Source organism: Fictibacillus sp. 23RED33 (genome assembly GCF_015903925.1).
Taxonomy (GTDB): Bacteria; Bacillota; Bacilli; order Bacillales; family Fictibacillaceae; genus Fictibacillus; species Fictibacillus phosphorivorans.
In genome coordinates this window covers 1,303,904-1,319,416 of record NZ_JACZDX010000001.1, presented here as the reverse complement: position 1 = coordinate 1,319,416, position 15,513 = coordinate 1,303,904, and the positions used below count along the sequence as shown (strand labels likewise).

Here is a 15,513-nt window from a genome sequence, read left to right as displayed (position 1 = left end):
GTACCACTCTCATTGCCTAAAGGCCACTTGACTTGTTAACGGGAAGTCCCGGTTTGCTCTACTTCGTTTTCAAGCAAACATTTCCAAAGTGCGCTTCGTCTGAAGGTTGTGCAAGGCTTACACCAATCCCTTGCTCGCTATATAACATCCTTACAGACTACTCTCTTTTTCATAAATGTTCTGACATATAGTTTTTCATATTATATGAAGGTAAAAGCAAAAAGTCAACTTATTCCTTTTTATCAAAATCCAAGTAATCTCTCATTCGTTTAATGTATCGTTTTAACCGAAATAACGTTTCCGTTCGTAAATACTTTGAGTTGAAGGCAGCTGTAACTGCTGGGACCGATACAAACACTCCATGCTCAGTTACTCTAACCGGGATTATACCTGTATAGATTGTTTCTCCACTGCTTCTATATAAAAGCTCTGTTGAAACCAGTACAATTTTTTCGTTGCTTTGCTCTCCTGGCAGAACAGATTGAACTTCAAAAAGAAATTGAACACTCATAGTTTCTCCTTCACGTATATTAGTTATGTTTTATGATATAATTCATTGTCTCGAATTGACAGTTTAACTACTAAAGGAAGTATGCAGATGATACAGACATATTCGTTAAGAAGTAAATATAAAAATTTCTTAATACTGGTGATCCCCGTATTGATCACTCAGTTAGGCTTATATGCCATGAATTTCTTAGATACGGTAATGAGCGGCCGTTCAGGTGCAGATCAACTAGCAGGTGTAGCTATCGGATCGAGTTTATGGGTTCCGATCTTCACTGGACTAAATGGTATCCTAATGGCATTAACACCTATTGTTTCACAGCTTGAAGGAGCTAAGAATACAAAAAATGTGCCCCGGTCCGTCATGCAAGCTGTTTACTTGTCGGTCGTAATTTCAGTCATCGTTGTTGCATTAGGATCAGTTGTGTTAGATCCCATTTTAGGTGCGATGTCTCTCGAAAAAGAAGTAGAAAATGTTGCAAGAGGCTATTTAATCGCATTATCGTTCGGCATCATGCCGCTGTTTTTATATGGTGCACTTCGATCTTTCATCGACGCTTTAGGTCAAACTAGAATTACGATGTTTATCACACTGATTGGATTACCCGTAAATGCTATCTTTAACTACTTATTCATATTCGGTAAAGGTGGTTTTCCCGAATTAGGTGGTGTAGGTGCTGGTGTGGCAACAGCAATAACGTATTGGGTAACTGCAATTATAACCGTTATGATCGTTGTTAACATGAACCCGTTCAGAAGATATAAACTGTTTCGAACGTTCTATAAACCTTCTTTAACTGCTTGGAAAGAACAGTTGAAGATCGGCGTTCCGATTGGTCTTGCCATCTTCTTTGAAGTAAGTATATTTGCTGCTGTTACACTTTTAATGAGTGATTTCAACACGATAACAATCGCTGCTCACCAAGCTGCACTAAACTTTGCTTCATTCTTATATATGCTGCCTTTGAGTATCTCTTTTGCGCTCACGATTGCAGTTGGTTATGAAGTAGGCGCGAAACGCTTTAAGGATGCCGCACAGTATAGCTATATAGGAATCGTTACGGCTGTTGGCTTTGCCCTAATTCTCTCTGGTCTCTTAATGGTGTTCGATGAACAAGTAGCGAGAATCTATTCAAAAGAACCAGAAGTCATTCAAATTACGACTTCGTTCTTATGGTATGCGGTGTTCTTTCAACTAGCTGACGCTATAGGCGCTCCGATTCAAGGTGCACTAAGAGGCTATAAAGATGTAAATGTCACCTTTATGCTTTCATTTATCTCATACTGGGTGCTCGGTCTACCGGTTGGATACTACCTAGCTAATTTTACGTCGCTTGGTGCATATGGGTATTGGATCGGATTGATATCTGGTCTTTCAGCTGGCGCTATCATTTTATTTGCTCGATTAAAATATATACAATCACATTCTTATTCCTCTTCTGAACAAAAATAAACCAGCTCAAGGCTGGTTTATTTTTGTTCGAACAGAGTGAGGTATTCTCCATATCCTTTTTCTTTAAGTTCGTTCTTAGGAATAAAACGAAGTGCTGCAGAATTGATGCAATATCTTAATCCACCTTGATCTCTTGGACCATCTGTGAATACATGTCCTAAGTGAGAATCTGCATCCTTACTTCTCACTTCCGTCCTGATCATACCGTGAGATAAATCTTCCTTTTCTTCGACAGTAGATGAACGAACAGGTTTTGTAAAACTAGGCCAGCCACAGCTGCTATCAAATTTGTCTAAAGAACTGAAAAGAGGCTCCCCAGAAACGATATCCACGTAGATCCCTTCTTCTGTATGGTTCCAAAATTCATTTTGAAAAGGAGGTTCTGTTGCATCTTTTTGTGTAACGTTATATTGCATAGGATTAAGGGTTTTTAGTATTTCTTCTTTTTGCCCACTATCTACCCAGTGTGATTTGATAAAGGCATCTCGCCCTGAGCCTTGGCGATAGCGTTTGTAATGAAAAGGATTCTTTTTATGATAATCCTGGTGATATTCTTCAGCAGAATAAAACGTATCAGCAGGTAAAATTAAAGTTGCGATCGGCTTGTCGAATCGACCGCTCTCTTCTAATTCCTTTTTTGATTTTTCAGCGACCGTTTTTTGTTCTTCATCATGATAAAAAATGGCAGTACGGTACGAATCTCCACGATCGTAAAATTGTCCGCCAGCATCAGTAGGATCAATTTGTTTCCAAAAAACTGAGACGATTTTTTCATACGAAATGATGGATGGATCAAATGTGATTTGAACGGCTTCAAAATGGCCGGTTGTTTCGCTGCAGACTTCCTTATAAGTTGGATTTTCTTTGTGACCACCTGTATAGCCTGATTCTACAGAAATGATGCCTGGCCACTCTTCAAATGGTGTGACCATACACCAAAAGCATCCTCCAGCAAAAGTAGCTTTTGCATAGTTACTCATGAGATCAATCTCCTTTTTTCATCTGTTTGTTTCATCATATAAGAATGCCCATAAAAAGCATAGAAAAAGGCTCTTACCCTTTTTTTACAATTGGACCTGATGTTACTGGTGGCTTGATCGGTGCAGGAGTTGAACGTCTATTTTGTTTTCGCGTATTTTGCAAGAAGTAATACAGCCCCGCTAACACGATAGCACCACCACTCCATTGGGAAAGAGTTAGTGATTCATCAAGTAATAGGTAAGCTAACAAAGTTGCCCCAACTGGTTCACCTAAGATTGCCATTGATATCGTAGCAGCTGTTACATATTTTAATAGCCAATTGAACAATACATGTCCAAATACAGTTGGTATGATGGCAAGCAGTACAAAGATCCCCCATTCTTTCTCTGGATACCCAGTCATCGGTATAGACAAAGTCAAATTATAGATTCCAAAAACAATGACAGCAACAAAAAATACAGAAAAACTATAAAGTGTAGCAGGAAATGTTCTTAGAAGCTTTTGACCGATCAGCATATGAGCTGCAACTACAATCGTTCCTAAAATAGATAAAACATCTCCTTGAATATGTTTTATTGAGATGCCAATATCTCCCCAACCAATCATAATAGCCCCAACGATCGCAACAACCATCCCAATGATTGCTGCCTTTGAAGTTCTTTCGCGAAACGCTATGTATGCTCCTATCATTACAAAAACAGGCTGTAAAGAAAGCAGTATCGTAGAGCTTGCAACGGTAGTTAATTTCAAAGATCCCATCCAAAACAAAAAATGAAGAGCTAGAAAGGTTCCTGATAAAAATAACAAAAAGCCTTCTTGCCAAGTCATTTTTTTCAAAAAACGAACTTGTTTCCAAACGAATGGAAACATCAAGATCAATGTAAATAATAATCGATACATTCCTTGAACAGAAACAGGTGCATCTGACCATTTAACAAAAATAGAAGAAAACGATATTGCGATGATCCCAATTATTAATGGAATAAATACAGGTATCTTTAGTGAATTATTATTCAAGTGGTCACCTTTCACTTTCTAGGCATATTTATGATATTATCTATAACTAATACTTTTATTTTTAAAAAAATATGTTACAGGAGGATATATATGAAAAAAAGATATATCATCTCCTTGTTTGCTTTGCTATTAGTCATAAGTGCAGCCGGGTGGTATTATTATCCGCAATATAAGATAAACCAGATCAAGAAAGAATCTGTGATCGATCAAAGTGATTCATCAGATTCGAAACAAATCACTTATCTTCAATATCTAAAGAATTCTCCAAAATCCACTTTGAATCACCTCGTGCTAGGCGATTCAGTAGCTGAAGGAAGAGGCTCTGAGCAAGGTGGTTTCGCTAACAAAGTGAATGACAACCTGCAGGACTTAACAGAAAAAACCTTTATTCTCGAAAATCAAGGTGTTTCTGGTTTTACGAGTAAAGGCTTACTGAATCAACTGAACATTCCAGCTGTTCAGCAATCTGTAGAGAAAGCAGACATCATTTCAATAAATATTGGCGGTAATGACCTCGTACAAATTGCAAAGAAACAAGGTCCACTAAAAGCTATACAAAGTTACGATGATGTTAAATCTGATTATAAGCAAAACTTAAATGATATTTTCGAAAACATCAGAAAACATAACCCTAACGCAATAATAGTGTTGAATGAACTGTATAACGTTGTTAATGCTGAACAAAAATATTACCCAGCGACGGAAAAACTATTGAATGATTGGAATTTAATCGCATACGAAACAGCACTTTCACACAAGCCAGCTTTGGTAGTTCCCGTTAGCGATGCTCTTCAAACAGACGATATGGATAAATGGTTGTACGATTCCATCCATCCAAATGAAGAAGGATACGATCGGATCGCTGCCAAAACCGTTACAACATTTCAAAATCAATCTTATAAAGAGGCTCGATAAGGTTCAGAAGAGCTGCACAATGCAGGCAGTTCTTCTACTACCCCATTCCAATGTATAATCTGTGGTAGAAAATAAAATGTAGTTGCTTCAGATAATTTTTGCAACACACCTTCCGGATCGTGCAAAACAACGATTTTCTTATTCCCTAAAGCAATACCCAGTTCAGTATGACACCCTTTCCCACCAGGTAAGATCACGATTGTTATATCAGCTTCCATGACTGCTTCATATTCTTTTATCCCTATTTCAGCCAGATCTTCTTTCGTCTCTGCTCTATCGTTAACAGTCCAATCATATGTAAGCTGCCAATGAAGTTTATTTTGCAGATCTTTACCTAACTTTTTTACACGTTCTATATTTTGAAATCCCGAAGCCACATAAAATTTCATTCACGCTCCTCCTTTGTTTCTTATGTAAAAATCATATTACAATCCAGTGGAAATGGATATAACGACTTGCATCTATTTGTGAACATGTTAACATAGTACTTTATAAATAAGTAAAATCATTGAAAGAGGGGTTGCATGTTAAAATACAGAAATATTACTTTTATTGGTGCAGGTTCAATGGCAGAAGCAATGATATCAGGATTGATCAACAAAGCCAAAATTTCTCCTGATCGAATCATAGCCGCGAACCACACGAATGAAAACAGAAGATTAGAACTAACGAACAGATATAACATTACGACAACTTCAGTTCAAGAACTCTCATTAACGAATACAGACGTGATTATTCTTGCGGTAAAACCAAAACAAGCGGAAGAAGTTCTTCAACAACTTCGACCCGCACTTCAAGATCACCATGTCATTTTATCCGTTCTTGCCGGAATTTCAACAACGTATATAGAGGAGATCCTAGACAGATCTTTACCTATCATTCGTGTCATGCCTAATACATCGAGTATGATTGGTGAATCCATTACAGGTATTAGTGCCGGTAAGTATGTAAAAAATGAAGATTTGGATTTAGCTCAAGAATTGTCGAAAGCTATTGGCAAGGTGAAAATTATATCTGAGAAACAGATGGATGTTTTCACTGGAATAGCCGGTAGTGGACCTGCGTATTTTTATTACTTGCTTGAACATATGGAAGATGTCGCTGTAGAAAACGGTCTTGATCGTGAACTAGCCCGTGATATTGCAGCTCAGACACTTTATGGAGCAAGTAAGATGGTTATGGAGTCCGATGACTCTCCAGCTGAACTAAGAAAGAAAGTGACCTCACCAAACGGCACGACTGCGGCAGGACTTGATGCACTTGCAGAAAATGGCGGTGGTGTTGCCATTGAAAAAGCCGTGGAACATGCTGCAAAACGTTCCAGATCACTTAGAAAAGAATTTGAAAAAGTTCCTGTTATGTAATTAAAATTCCGGAGAGGAGCTCTCATTATTGTGGCAGCTCCTCTTTTTTTAGTTTATTAACTGTTTTTATTTTTTTAAAATAGAATACGCTTACGGTACGTGAAATTTTAGTGAGTTTGAGTGCGGAACATTTTATCACTCAATTTCAGGAAAACCTAAATCAAACAGTGAAACGGCTATGACTTGATAGCCTTTTTTGTTTGGATGAATCGTATCAAAACAGACGAGCTCACTCTCTCTTCCCATAAAGACACTGTATAGATCTGCTACTTTCACATATGGCATCTTCTCATAGCTCTTGATCAAATCGTTAAACATGTTGACCCATTGCATGGCTTTACTCCATTTAAAGTACGGGTTATACAACGTGCATATTCTGATGATAAACGGCTCTGTTGAGTTTCTTTTTAATTTATAGATCTTCTTAAAAATTTTGTTTAGATTTTTTTTGCAATTTTCTAAAGCATGATCGATCAATTCTTCTTCTTTCGTAAACATATATTTAAAAGCCGCTTGAATAAGATCGTTACCACCAGCTGTGATTAATATGATTTTAGAATCCTTAATCGACCGTTTGATCTCTTTATCGCTTAAGGAATTTAATATTTCTTCGGAAGTTGTACCCGTTACTGCGAAGTTTTTTACTAAGATGTGCTTATCAAAAGTAGTTTGTGTGAAGTTTACAAATCTTCCAACATATCCTTTGCCGAACACCGGTGCTCCTACTCCAACAGTTAAGGAATCACCGATCGCCGTTAACAGCCATTCACATGAAGTATGTTCATCAGACATAAATCCCTTATCCTCCTTTTCAAAGCACACATTTCTATTATTAAAATATGATGTGTTTTAAATTTGGACAGGGCGTTTTCATCACTTCCACGAAAGGGTTATGTCCCTTTTTCATTCGTTGAATATACATATATAGAAACTATTATGAGGTGATTTTTTTTGAAAGAGAAATCTGTAAGAATGTTCCCATATGGCGGATACGACCCTTTTACTACACCAACTGCAAAGGGATATGCAAATAGCCAAACGGTACCCGGCAGACCGCCATACGCTCCAGCAGCTCCAGCTTCTATGCCACAGCAGCAATATTCACAAGGATTAACTCAACAGCCATTCATGCCATATATGATGCCAATGATGCCACCTGGTGCGATGCCACATCCAATGATGCAAGGTATGCCATTTAACCAACAGCAGAGTCAAGGCAATCAAAATTCAATGGGTATGATGCCGAACAATCAAGGATCTGGACTTAACTTCGGAAAAATGATGGGCGGAGCAAATCAAGTGATGGGGCTTGCACAGCAAATGGGTAACATCCTTTCCTTTTTTAAATAGAAGCCTTTATCAAAGGTTTCTATTTTTTTTGAGCATCTTATAATATCGATTAAAGAGAAATACAGACTCTATTTTGTGTAGACCAGACCAATACGTCATCCATGTGGAGGGAGAAGGTTTATTCACTAACTTCATCTTCTTTAATACATACTCTTCATCATCAAACCAATTCGAACCAAGATATGGTCCACTACAGTTGTGCTTCCATACATCTAGAAGAAATGGACTATATATTTTCGTGTTATTTTTCACTTTGAAAAAAGAGAGCTTTTCTTTAGGAAACTTATCCGGAGAAGGATAGATAGCAGTAAAACTTTTGTGATCATAATCACATCGCGATCCCGTATGAGGAATAGCATTCGCAAACCTGTGTATGTTCGTTGCAAACTGTGTTTGAAATAATGTGGAGTATAAATTTTGTCCCAACCGAATTCTTTCATCAAGGTTCTTAAAATGGTTCATGTTTCTTCCAATTGATTGTTTCAACGGCCATGTAGGAAACAATATTTGCGAAAGTTTCAGCCATTCTTGTAGACGATATGTGATAGAATTTAATAACTCTTTATATTCTTCTGTTTGAACAAGTGCTTTTTCAATATGACTTTGTTCATTAATAATCTGTGCGACAGGAAGTAAAAAGCCCTGATGTTCTTGGCGTATATAAATCTCCCAAACGCCTTCAATAAATGGAGAAATGTTGAAATGATGACTAAGATGAAACAGAGATATTCCTGTTCTTTTACTCTCTTCGTATAAAAGCAGTTGAGGATAAGCATCCTCAAAAATCATACTGTTTCCTTTTTCAAGCATGTCGTACAATTTTGTTAGAAATGTTTCTTCAAGAATGTGTGGTAAGAACTCTCCTTTAAGATCACTCATAAAATATCCAGCGTTTCTAGAAACCATATGAGCTAAAAATGACCATGAGATCTCAGGATGTTTATTATAGAACGTTAAATAAGCTGTGGTACGTGTGACATTATTTTTGTTATAGCGTTTCGTCTCTTCTCTGATTCTTCGAACTAACTCTTTGCTATTGCTTTGAAGATTTATCTTAACTTCTCCGTTTCTTCTTTTTATTCTTTTCCATTCATCTTGTAGCAACATCCTCTGCTCTTTACTGAGTTGCCAGATTACTTTTTCTCTATGAAAAAAGGGAAAGGCATTTATGAACATTTCGAACGGGATGAGTGTTAATTTTGTAAATAACCGTTTTGATGTCATCAGCTTAACACCCTCCTTTTCTTTCAATGTATGAAAAAAGTAAACGAAAAACACCCTTTCCGTTACAAGGGTGTTTGTTCATCGACTATTTTATTTAGTTGCTACACCACCAGATAATAAAAACTTCATGGCATCTTCAGGTTTTACATCAAGAACTTTGATCTTGTCTTTTGGTACTAAAAAAGTGAAACCTGCAATCTGAAACGTTTGAGGGATGTAAACAGCAACGTGATCTCTCAACTCATCACTTAAACTACTTACATCTTCAGTCGTAACAAAACCTACACTTTTTACATTCAGTTCCGGATATTCAATCAGCACTACTTTGGAAAAAGATCTTTTCTCTCCAAAAAGAGAGTGGATCGTATCTTTTATCACAGAATAAATCGTCTTAACAAAAGGTGTCTTCTCTAGCACGCGATCGATAAGACTAAATAACTTTCCTGATACATATTGAGTAGACATCCAACCCAAGACAGTAATCAGTAAAAGCGTCGTGATAAGTCCGATGCCTGGTATATAATCTTCTTTTAGAACATCTTTTAATAAGTTTCCAAGGATGCTGTCTAAAAATCCAAAAATCTTATATATCAGATAAACAGCTAACACGATCGGAAGGATAGTCAGCAGTCCATTTATAAAATACTTGAGTATTTTTTTCATATTTTCCCCTACAATTTAAGACTAGTTAACGACAGAAGTATTCTTTTTTATCTGTCTCTTAAAGTGGTCTTGCAGTTTAAGTGTTACAGGACCAATGTCGTATGTTTGATTCTCTGAGCCTACAAGTTTCGTCACTGGTGTTACTTCCATCGTTGTACTTGTAATGAAAACCTCGTCTGCGTTTAAAAGGTCATCTACAGAGAATGCTTCTTCTAGAACGGAGATGCCATTTTCTAGTGCTAATGTAATCACGATTTGTCGAGTGATACCATTTAAGATCAGATTTGTACTTGGATGTGTTTTCAATGTTCCATTTTTTACGATAAATACGTTGGATGAAGACCCTTCTGTTACTGTTCCATCTCTGTGCTGAATCGCTTCTTGACAGTCAAAATCTGCAGCTTTCCGTTTTGCCATCACATTGCCAAGTAGGTTTAAGCTTTTAATGTCACAGCGCAACCAACGGATATCTTCTGTTAGATACGTGCTGATTCCACTTGCTTGAGATTTCGCAATGTTTTCAAGTGAAACGGATTTTGCAAAACCTGTTACAACACTTTGCATATTTCTTTCATAAAGATGATTTCTGGGTGCGACTCCACGAGTCATCTGAATGTAGACCATTCCATTCTCAATGTTGTTCTTACTGATCAGTTCATCTGTAAGCTTTTTAAACGTAGAAACATCATAGGGCATTGCTAGTTCAAGTTTCTTTGCACTTTGTTCAAACCTCGCGAAATGCTCTTTAAACGCAAAAGGTTTTTTGTCATAAACAAATACCACTTCATAGATTCCATCTCCGAAAAGGTAGCCTCTGTCTTCGGGATCAACTGGTATCGATCCGTCTTTAATAATTTGATCATGATACAAAACGTATGAATTTTCCATGATTTTACCACCCCATCACTATAATATGTATACAGTTGAGCTTTCATCTACTTTAAATGAAAAAGTGGATGCCTTCAAGTATCACTTTGTCAGTATTCACCGTTGCTTTGAAGATCGTTGAATTTCAATACGGGTTGCTCGATTTCCAGGTTAAAACATCATACCAGCAATCAAACAAAAAACCGCTTTTATAAGCGGTTTCATTCTCATTATTGCTTTACTGTTTTAACAACTTTATGATCCTCTACTGTAACGATATATAGTTCCTTGTCCATTTCGATCAAGAAATCATTATCATACTGTTCTTTCAACTCTTCCTCAATTTTAAAAGGTTTCTTAAAATGCTCGTCGATAACATTTAATCGATCTTTTCTTTCGTTCTCGCGATTAATAGTATCATAAACAAAATATGCTAAAAATACGATACCTAATGAGATGATGATCTTAGCCGTTTTACTCAAAGTTATGTATCCCCTTCCCCTTTATTCCAAGAACAAGTATAACCTAAAAGCGGCAAAACAAAAACACCTGGTTTCCCAGGTGCTCTACTCTTACTTCCACCACGTATCGTGAACGGACGCAGGATGGTTTCTCTTATGCATCGTCTGGATGTATCTTTTTTCAATTTTTTCTTTAGATGACGAAGAAACTTCCTTTCCTTCCAGGTAGTCATCGATTTCTTCATATGTTACTCCGAGTGCTGTTTCATCAGGAATCAGCGGCTTGTCGTCTTCAAGATCAGCTGTAGGTACTTTTAAGTAGAGTCGCTCCTCTGCACCTAGTTCTTTTAACAGCTCTCTACCTTGTCTTTTATTTAATCCGTACAATGGAACGAGGTCGCATGCTCCGTCACCATGTTTTGTAAAGAAGCCCGTTATCGCTTCTGCTGCATGATCTGTACCGATGACCAAACATTGATAAGCGCCTGCAATATCATATTGAACTTTCATTCTTTCGCGTGCTTTCGTGTTCCCTTTTAGAAAGTTAGAAAGTTCTTTTTCAGTTGCCTTTGTAAAGGCACTCATTGAAGCATCAACAGCCGGTTTAATATCTACGGTTAAAGATACATCTGGCTCGATGAATTTTAGAGCACGCTGAGCATCTTCTTCATCTTTTTGTACGCCATATGGAAGTCTAACCGCTACAAAAGTATATGTTTCTCCCGTTTCACCCTTTAGTTCGTTCATAGCAATCTGAGCTAATTTACCAGCAAGACTTGAGTCTTGTCCACCACTGATGCCAAGAACATACCCTTTTGCACCAGATTTTTTTACATAGTCCTTTAAAAATTGAATTCTGGATTTAATCTCTTTCTTTACATCAATTTTTGGTTCCACTTTCAACTCTGAAATAATCTGTTTTTGAAGTTCCAATTCTATCGCCACCTTTTGGTCTATAATATCTTTTTTCCACTGTCTATCCACTTTTAATCAAGCTTATAGTCTTTTTCTAATGAAAATAAACAGTCCAAAGAGCGTTTTGCCCAAGGACTACCGTCCACTTCTAACTTGTCTATGTACTGATTTAAGGCATGTTTTAAAGATTCTTTGTAGGAGGGAAGTTCACCATCGTAGCTTTTGATCGTATGAACGGGCACCCATGTTTTCTCTCCATAACTTAACGCTCTTCTTTCTTGGAAAAATGGGACATCTGCTTGTTTAGGGTTATGAAGATCACCTTGCCAAGGGTGGTGTTTTACTGCCAAAACTTCAAATAACACCATCTGGTTACGCTCTTCTCCTGCTTTTCCTATATACTGCCCGGTTTTATAACTTGCGAGTACAAGGTTTTCATTATTCATCCCTTTTTGTCTCCTTCATCGCATTGATTTCATTAGACACTACAAAGGCAAGGTCTTCATTGCCGAATAACGATAAAACTTGTAGTACAGTATCATGAGGGATATGCTCTGCTTCTTCTATCGACACAGTTTGCTCTAGCATATGCATTACATACTCATTATTACTTTGATCTGGATACGCTTTAAGATAGACACCTTTAGGATCAAGCTTATTATTCACACACCATTGAGCGTAAATGATGATCATCATACCTTCATCTTTTTGATAATTACTTATCACTTGTTCAGAAACATCGTTTGCTTTATTATTCATCTCTATCACCTCTTTAATCACTCTTTTACGCTGTTTTTGCATTCCATTTTGAATAAAAAGTCATCTATATACCGTTAACTTTAAAACAGGAAAATAAAAAAAGCCAGTATTATCACTGGCTTTGTAGCTTAAACAGTTTGTTGTTCTTTTTGTTCTGTCTCATAACGGTTACGCGGGTGATCTAAACATTCTTTCGAACAAGAACGCTTATGCTTCACTTCACACTCCGTACAGCAAACATGTTGTTTATTACATTCTGGGTTTGCACAGTTCACGTAACGGTCTTCTGTCTTTCCGCAATAATAACATGTAGCGATCACTACATCTTCTTCTGTACGGTTAACGGGAACAGAGATTCGTTCATCAAACACATAAAGTTTGCCATCCCAAAGCTTTCCTTGAACTTCATCATCTTTACCGTACGTTACGATTCCGCCTTCAAGCTGTGATACATCTTGAAAACCTTCTTGAAGAAGAAAGCCTGAGAACTTTTCACAGCGGATTCCACCTGTACAGTACGTTAACACTTTTTTATCTTTAAACTCGCTAATATTTTCGCGTACCCATTTTGGAAAGTCTCTTGAAGCTTTTACATCTGGACGGATGGCACCACGAAAGTGTCCGATCTCATATTCATAGTCGTTACGACCATCAATTACGATTACATCTTCATCTTGGAGCGCTTCGTAAAATTCTTTTGGAGATAAACGTTTACCTGATAACTGGTTCGGGTCAACATCATCTTTAAAGCGCCACGTTACTAGTTCCTTCTTATGGCGAACAAACATCTTCTTAAATGTATGTTCTTCTACTTCATCTATTTTAAAAACAATATCTTCAAATCGCGGATCCGCTTTTAGATGATCCATATAGATTTGAGTCTGTTCATACGTTCCTGACACAGTTCCATTGATTCCCTCAGGAGCAACGATGATTCTTCCTAAAAGACCTAGATCTTTACAGAACTTTAAATGTTCGTCTTTATAGCTCTCTGGATCATCGATCGGAACATACTTGTAATACAATAGTACTCTCATTTTTTCTGACACAATTAATCACCAACCTGCAACGTTAGTTTATTTTTGCGACGCCAAATAAAAAACCACCGGTCCCAATAGCCTTCCCCGTGGTGAGTACCGGTCTAACCGATATTCGAGATATTTAATTGGAAGTGGCGCGCCCACCAGGATTCGAACCCAGAATACGAGAGCCGAAATCTCGTGTGATATCCATTTCACTATAGGCGCTAATTACGTCACGAATAATATCATAAGCTTTTTCAAAGAATAAAACAAGTATTTTTTACATGAATTAAATAAACAAACCTTAATTTACCAAATGAAGCAGATCCATTTTTTCTTCTACACTCTCATAAACAGTAATGACTGGTTCTTCTGGATGCCATTTGAATACACCTTTTTCTCCATTTAAAATAGCTGGGAAATGGAGTGTAGAAGAAAAAGCATCTTCAAACCATACACCATGAGACAAAATATTTGAGATAAACATTTCAGCTTCAAGTTCCATGAATTGAATTCTTTTTTCCCAAGCAGCTTTTTCTTCTGCATTCAACTGAGGTTCGACTTGCTGAAAAGATTCATACCACAAGTCAAACTCTCTTTGTAAGTTATGCAGAGAATCAAACTCTTTTGAGAGGACTGGAAGCAATTGGTTGGCTTCTTCTAATGTATAGCGCTTCATTACATCGGACTCCTTCATCTTCTTGTTCGTATTATATCAAATGATAAATACTTTGCACACAAAAATGACAAGAAGAAAACCTTTTGGGTCACCAAAAGGTTAAACGGTAAGACATATTTCTTTCTTAGGATTCTTTAAGTCTAAATAAAAATCTCTAACTGTTTCATCTTCAAGTAATTCTGGAAAATCTCTTCTGTACTCTGAGCTGATTAATATTTGCTCAACTAAATCCACAGATCCTCTTCTAAGCAGAAGCCTTAATGTCAACCATTTATCCCGTTTTGATTTTAGATGGAACTTTGTTATAAACAACATAATTCTATCATCGCTTGTGAACGTTTTTTCCTTTTCTTTTCGTAAATTAATTTGAGATACCGTTTTCATAGAGAACACCCTCCCTTTAATTTGCGAGCTCTTAATACCATTATTATTCAGTTTTTTCTGAATTATACTTGTCCATCCTAGAAAACTAGTTTTTTTTGGACGGGTATTAATAGAAAAGCTTGCATTTGCCTCATCAATCTTAATTTGATTAAATATGTTTATAAGCAATTAACTAGGAGCTGTGTTTAATGAAAAAACATCAAAATGAAATCACACTTGGTAATTTCCATTCTATACTGTCTGAATCCGAAACATGGAGGATCGGAGGTTTCCCTCTTCCAGATGGATCCTTCCATGAGTTTAGAGAGCCTGAGGCAGTCGTTATCGTTCGAAATGACGAACTGTATGTGAGAGTAAATCCTTTCACTAAATCCCACCCTTCTGTTCAGTTCTTAGATAATGCAAAACACATGTATTATTCAAATGAACCGATCAAAGTGCCACAAGACGGAACAGTCACCTTTCAGTGGAAGATGCGTTCACGTCCGATCGGAACGAATGCAAATGACCTGTATGATGGTTTTGTTTCTGTAAACTTATTAGATTTTACGACAGGAGCAGCACTTGATTTCTTTGCAGGTAACGATAAATATGCTAGCGTCTATGCCGTACTCCCATTTCCAGGTGTCTCCGTACCTGAGACAGATAAAACAAGATACTTTTGTATCTTTAAAGAAGAACAAGAATTTAATCAAAGAGAATGGAACGAATACCAAATCACATACAATCGTTCAGGCGATGAGGTTATATTCTCTGTGAACGGAAATATTGTTCGAACCGAAAAACACGTGCCGATCAAATTCAATGAGTTCACGGTAGCATTAGGACTGATGACCGAAAAAGACCTATCTTCTGAAGGAAGTACATCCCTTCATGGTCAAGGGATTATCGGTGAATGGTCACCTATGAAAGTATTGATAAGTGAATAATACAGAAATCGGCTAAATCCTTT

20 protein-coding genes, 1 tRNA gene and 1 other annotated feature (1 of these 22 running past the window's edge) are annotated in these 15,513 nt (G+C 37.1%); of the genes, 5 read left to right on the top strand and 16 right to left on the bottom strand.

Annotated features, from left to right (window positions below):
• Window positions 1–182, bottom strand: a binding site (T-box leader) (it extends 23 nt beyond the left edge of the window).
• A gap of 47 nt (window positions 183–229) precedes the next feature.
• Complete coding sequence (locus tag IHV09_RS06915) at window positions 230–511, bottom strand: hypothetical protein (protein WP_197263920.1); 282 nt, start codon at window positions 509–511, stop codon at window positions 230–232.
• A gap of 87 nt (window positions 512–598) precedes the next feature.
• On the opposite strand from IHV09_RS06915, the gene IHV09_RS06910 reads away from it, so the two are divergent.
• The gene (locus IHV09_RS06910) at window positions 599–1,960 is read left to right on the top strand and encodes an MATE family efflux transporter (RefSeq protein ID WP_197263919.1); all 1,362 of its coding nucleotides are present in this window, start codon (window positions 599–601) and stop codon (window positions 1,958–1,960) included.
• Window positions 1,961–1,977: 17 nt separating this feature from the next.
• Here the strand turns inward: IHV09_RS06910 and msrA are convergent, their stop codons facing one another.
• Window positions 1,978–2,940 (bottom strand): peptide-methionine (S)-S-oxide reductase MsrA, encoded by a 963-nt coding sequence (msrA, locus tag IHV09_RS06905; RefSeq protein ID WP_197127896.1) that lies wholly within the window; start codon window positions 2,938–2,940, stop codon window positions 1,978–1,980.
• Between the two features lie 73 nt (window positions 2,941–3,013).
• The gene (locus IHV09_RS06900) at window positions 3,014–3,958 is read right to left on the bottom strand and encodes a DMT family transporter (RefSeq protein ID WP_197263918.1); all 945 of its coding nucleotides are present in this window, start codon (window positions 3,956–3,958) and stop codon (window positions 3,014–3,016) included.
• Window positions 3,959–4,048: 90 nt separating this feature from the next.
• Between IHV09_RS06900 and IHV09_RS06895 the strand changes: the two genes are divergently transcribed.
• Window positions 4,049–4,873, top strand: a complete 825-nt coding sequence (locus tag IHV09_RS06895) for a GDSL-type esterase/lipase family protein (RefSeq protein WP_197263917.1) — start codon at window positions 4,049–4,051, stop codon at window positions 4,871–4,873.
• On the opposite strand, the gene IHV09_RS06890 is transcribed toward IHV09_RS06895, so the two are convergent.
• Window positions 4,855–5,262: a group-specific protein gene (locus tag IHV09_RS06890; RefSeq protein WP_197263916.1), complete on the bottom strand. Its 408-nt coding sequence runs from the start codon at window positions 5,260–5,262 to the stop codon at window positions 4,855–4,857. The two genes, IHV09_RS06895 and IHV09_RS06890, sit on opposite strands and share 19 nt — an antisense overlap.
• A gap of 135 nt (window positions 5,263–5,397) precedes the next feature.
• Between IHV09_RS06890 and proC the strand changes: the two genes are divergently transcribed.
• A complete protein-coding gene (gene proC / locus IHV09_RS06885) occupies window positions 5,398–6,237 on the top strand; it encodes a pyrroline-5-carboxylate reductase (protein WP_197127892.1) in 840 nt (279 codons plus the stop codon).
• A gap of 135 nt (window positions 6,238–6,372) precedes the next feature.
• On the opposite strand, the gene IHV09_RS06880 is transcribed toward proC, so the two are convergent.
• Window positions 6,373–7,029 (bottom strand): GDSL-type esterase/lipase family protein, encoded by a 657-nt coding sequence (locus IHV09_RS06880; RefSeq protein WP_197263915.1) that lies wholly within the window; start codon window positions 7,027–7,029, stop codon window positions 6,373–6,375.
• A 159-nt stretch (window positions 7,030–7,188) separates the two neighbouring features.
• Here IHV09_RS06880 and IHV09_RS06875 point away from each other — a divergent pair, with 159 nt between their 5' ends.
• Window positions 7,189–7,587 carry a hypothetical protein gene (locus IHV09_RS06875; RefSeq protein ID WP_197194339.1) on the top strand — a complete coding sequence of 133 codons (399 nt, stop codon included), beginning with the start codon at window positions 7,189–7,191 and terminating at the stop codon, window positions 7,585–7,587.
• Between the two features lie 9 nt (window positions 7,588–7,596).
• On the opposite strand, the gene IHV09_RS06870 is transcribed toward IHV09_RS06875, so the two are convergent.
• The 11 genes from IHV09_RS06870 to IHV09_RS06820 form a co-directional block, all read right to left on the bottom strand.
• Window positions 7,597–8,811 (bottom strand): DUF2515 family protein, encoded by a 1,215-nt coding sequence (locus IHV09_RS06870; protein ID WP_197263914.1) that lies wholly within the window; start codon window positions 8,809–8,811, stop codon window positions 7,597–7,599.
• Window positions 8,812–8,901: 90 nt separating this feature from the next.
• Window positions 8,902–9,474, bottom strand: a complete 573-nt coding sequence (locus IHV09_RS06865; protein ID WP_197127888.1) for a DUF502 domain-containing protein — start codon at window positions 9,472–9,474, stop codon at window positions 8,902–8,904.
• A 21-nt stretch (window positions 9,475–9,495) separates the two neighbouring features.
• Window positions 9,496–10,362: a D-amino-acid transaminase gene (dat, locus tag IHV09_RS06860; RefSeq protein ID WP_197194341.1), complete on the bottom strand. Its 867-nt coding sequence runs from the start codon at window positions 10,360–10,362 to the stop codon at window positions 9,496–9,498.
• 209 nt (window positions 10,363–10,571) lie between these two features.
• Window positions 10,572–10,823: a hypothetical protein gene (locus IHV09_RS06855; protein ID WP_137789510.1), complete on the bottom strand. Its 252-nt coding sequence runs from the start codon at window positions 10,821–10,823 to the stop codon at window positions 10,572–10,574.
• 90 nt (window positions 10,824–10,913) lie between these two features.
• Window positions 10,914–11,735 (bottom strand): ammonia-dependent NAD(+) synthetase, encoded by an 822-nt coding sequence (nadE, locus tag IHV09_RS06850; protein WP_197263913.1) that lies wholly within the window; start codon window positions 11,733–11,735, stop codon window positions 10,914–10,916.
• Window positions 11,736–11,788: 53 nt separating this feature from the next.
• Window positions 11,789–12,163 (bottom strand): kinase-associated lipoprotein B, encoded by a 375-nt coding sequence (locus tag IHV09_RS06845; protein ID WP_197127885.1) that lies wholly within the window; start codon window positions 12,161–12,163, stop codon window positions 11,789–11,791.
• A complete protein-coding gene (locus IHV09_RS06840; RefSeq protein ID WP_197127884.1) occupies window positions 12,156–12,476 on the bottom strand; it encodes a hypothetical protein in 321 nt (106 codons plus the stop codon). The genes IHV09_RS06845 and IHV09_RS06840 overlap by 8 nt, the downstream gene beginning before the upstream one ends.
• Window positions 12,477–12,604: 128 nt before the next feature.
• On the bottom strand, window positions 12,605–13,513 hold the full coding sequence (locus IHV09_RS06835; RefSeq protein WP_197264152.1) for a rhodanese-related sulfurtransferase: 909 nt from the start codon (window positions 13,511–13,513) through the stop codon (window positions 12,605–12,607).
• A gap of 135 nt (window positions 13,514–13,648) precedes the next feature.
• Window positions 13,649–13,723 (bottom strand) — tRNA-Arg (locus tag IHV09_RS06830).
• Window positions 13,724–13,802: 79 nt separating this feature from the next.
• The gene (locus IHV09_RS06825) at window positions 13,803–14,177 is read right to left on the bottom strand and encodes a DUF2203 domain-containing protein (protein WP_197263912.1); all 375 of its coding nucleotides are present in this window, start codon (window positions 14,175–14,177) and stop codon (window positions 13,803–13,805) included.
• A 99-nt stretch (window positions 14,178–14,276) separates the two neighbouring features.
• Window positions 14,277–14,561, bottom strand: coding sequence for a hypothetical protein (locus IHV09_RS06820; protein ID WP_197127882.1), 285 nt, complete (start codon window positions 14,559–14,561; stop codon window positions 14,277–14,279).
• Window positions 14,562–14,749: 188 nt separating this feature from the next.
• Here IHV09_RS06820 and IHV09_RS06815 point away from each other — a divergent pair, with 188 nt between their 5' ends.
• Window positions 14,750–15,490, top strand: coding sequence for a DUF6081 family protein (locus IHV09_RS06815; protein WP_197127881.1), 741 nt, complete (start codon window positions 14,750–14,752; stop codon window positions 15,488–15,490).
• Window positions 15,491–15,513: the final 23 nt, after the last annotated feature.

Excerpts from the sequence above, each read along its gene's own strand:
- IHV09_RS06915 (WP_197263920.1), bottom strand. The coding sequence starts at position 511 with ATGAGTGTTCAATTTCTTTTTGAAGTTCAATCTGTTCTGCCAGGAGAG.
- IHV09_RS06910 (WP_197263919.1), top strand. The coding sequence starts at position 599 with ATGATACAGACATATTCGTTAAGAAGTAAATATAAAAATTTCTTAATA.
- msrA (WP_197127896.1), bottom strand. The coding sequence starts at position 2,940 with ATGAGTAACTATGCAAAAGCTACTTTTGCTGGAGGATGCTTTTGGTGT.
- IHV09_RS06895 (WP_197263917.1), top strand. The coding sequence starts at position 4,049 with ATGAAAAAAAGATATATCATCTCCTTGTTTGCTTTGCTATTAGTCATA.
- IHV09_RS06890 (WP_197263916.1), bottom strand. The coding sequence starts at position 5,262 with ATGAAATTTTATGTGGCTTCGGGATTTCAAAATATAGAACGTGTAAAA.
- proC (WP_197127892.1), top strand. The coding sequence starts at position 5,398 with ATGTTAAAATACAGAAATATTACTTTTATTGGTGCAGGTTCAATGGCA.
- IHV09_RS06880 (WP_197263915.1), bottom strand. The coding sequence starts at position 7,029 with ATGTCTGATGAACATACTTCATGTGAATGGCTGTTAACGGCGATCGGT.
- IHV09_RS06870 (WP_197263914.1), bottom strand. The coding sequence starts at position 8,811 with ATGACATCAAAACGGTTATTTACAAAATTAACACTCATCCCGTTCGAA.
- IHV09_RS06865 (WP_197127888.1), bottom strand. The coding sequence starts at position 9,474 with ATGAAAAAAATACTCAAGTATTTTATAAATGGACTGCTGACTATCCTT.
- dat (WP_197194341.1), bottom strand. The coding sequence starts at position 10,362 with ATGGAAAATTCATACGTTTTGTATCATGATCAAATTATTAAAGACGGA.
- IHV09_RS06845 (WP_197127885.1), bottom strand. The coding sequence starts at position 12,163 with ATGAATAATGAAAACCTTGTACTCGCAAGTTATAAAACCGGGCAGTAT.
- IHV09_RS06840 (WP_197127884.1), bottom strand. The coding sequence starts at position 12,476 with ATGAATAATAAAGCAAACGATGTTTCTGAACAAGTGATAAGTAATTAT.
- IHV09_RS06835 (WP_197264152.1), bottom strand. The coding sequence starts at position 13,513 with ATGAGAGTACTATTGTATTACAAGTATGTTCCGATCGATGATCCAGAG.
- IHV09_RS06825 (WP_197263912.1), bottom strand. The coding sequence starts at position 14,177 with ATGAAGCGCTATACATTAGAAGAAGCCAACCAATTGCTTCCAGTCCTC.
- IHV09_RS06820 (WP_197127882.1), bottom strand. The coding sequence starts at position 14,561 with ATGAAAACGGTATCTCAAATTAATTTACGAAAAGAAAAGGAAAAAACG.
- IHV09_RS06815 (WP_197127881.1), top strand. The coding sequence starts at position 14,750 with ATGAAAAAACATCAAAATGAAATCACACTTGGTAATTTCCATTCTATA.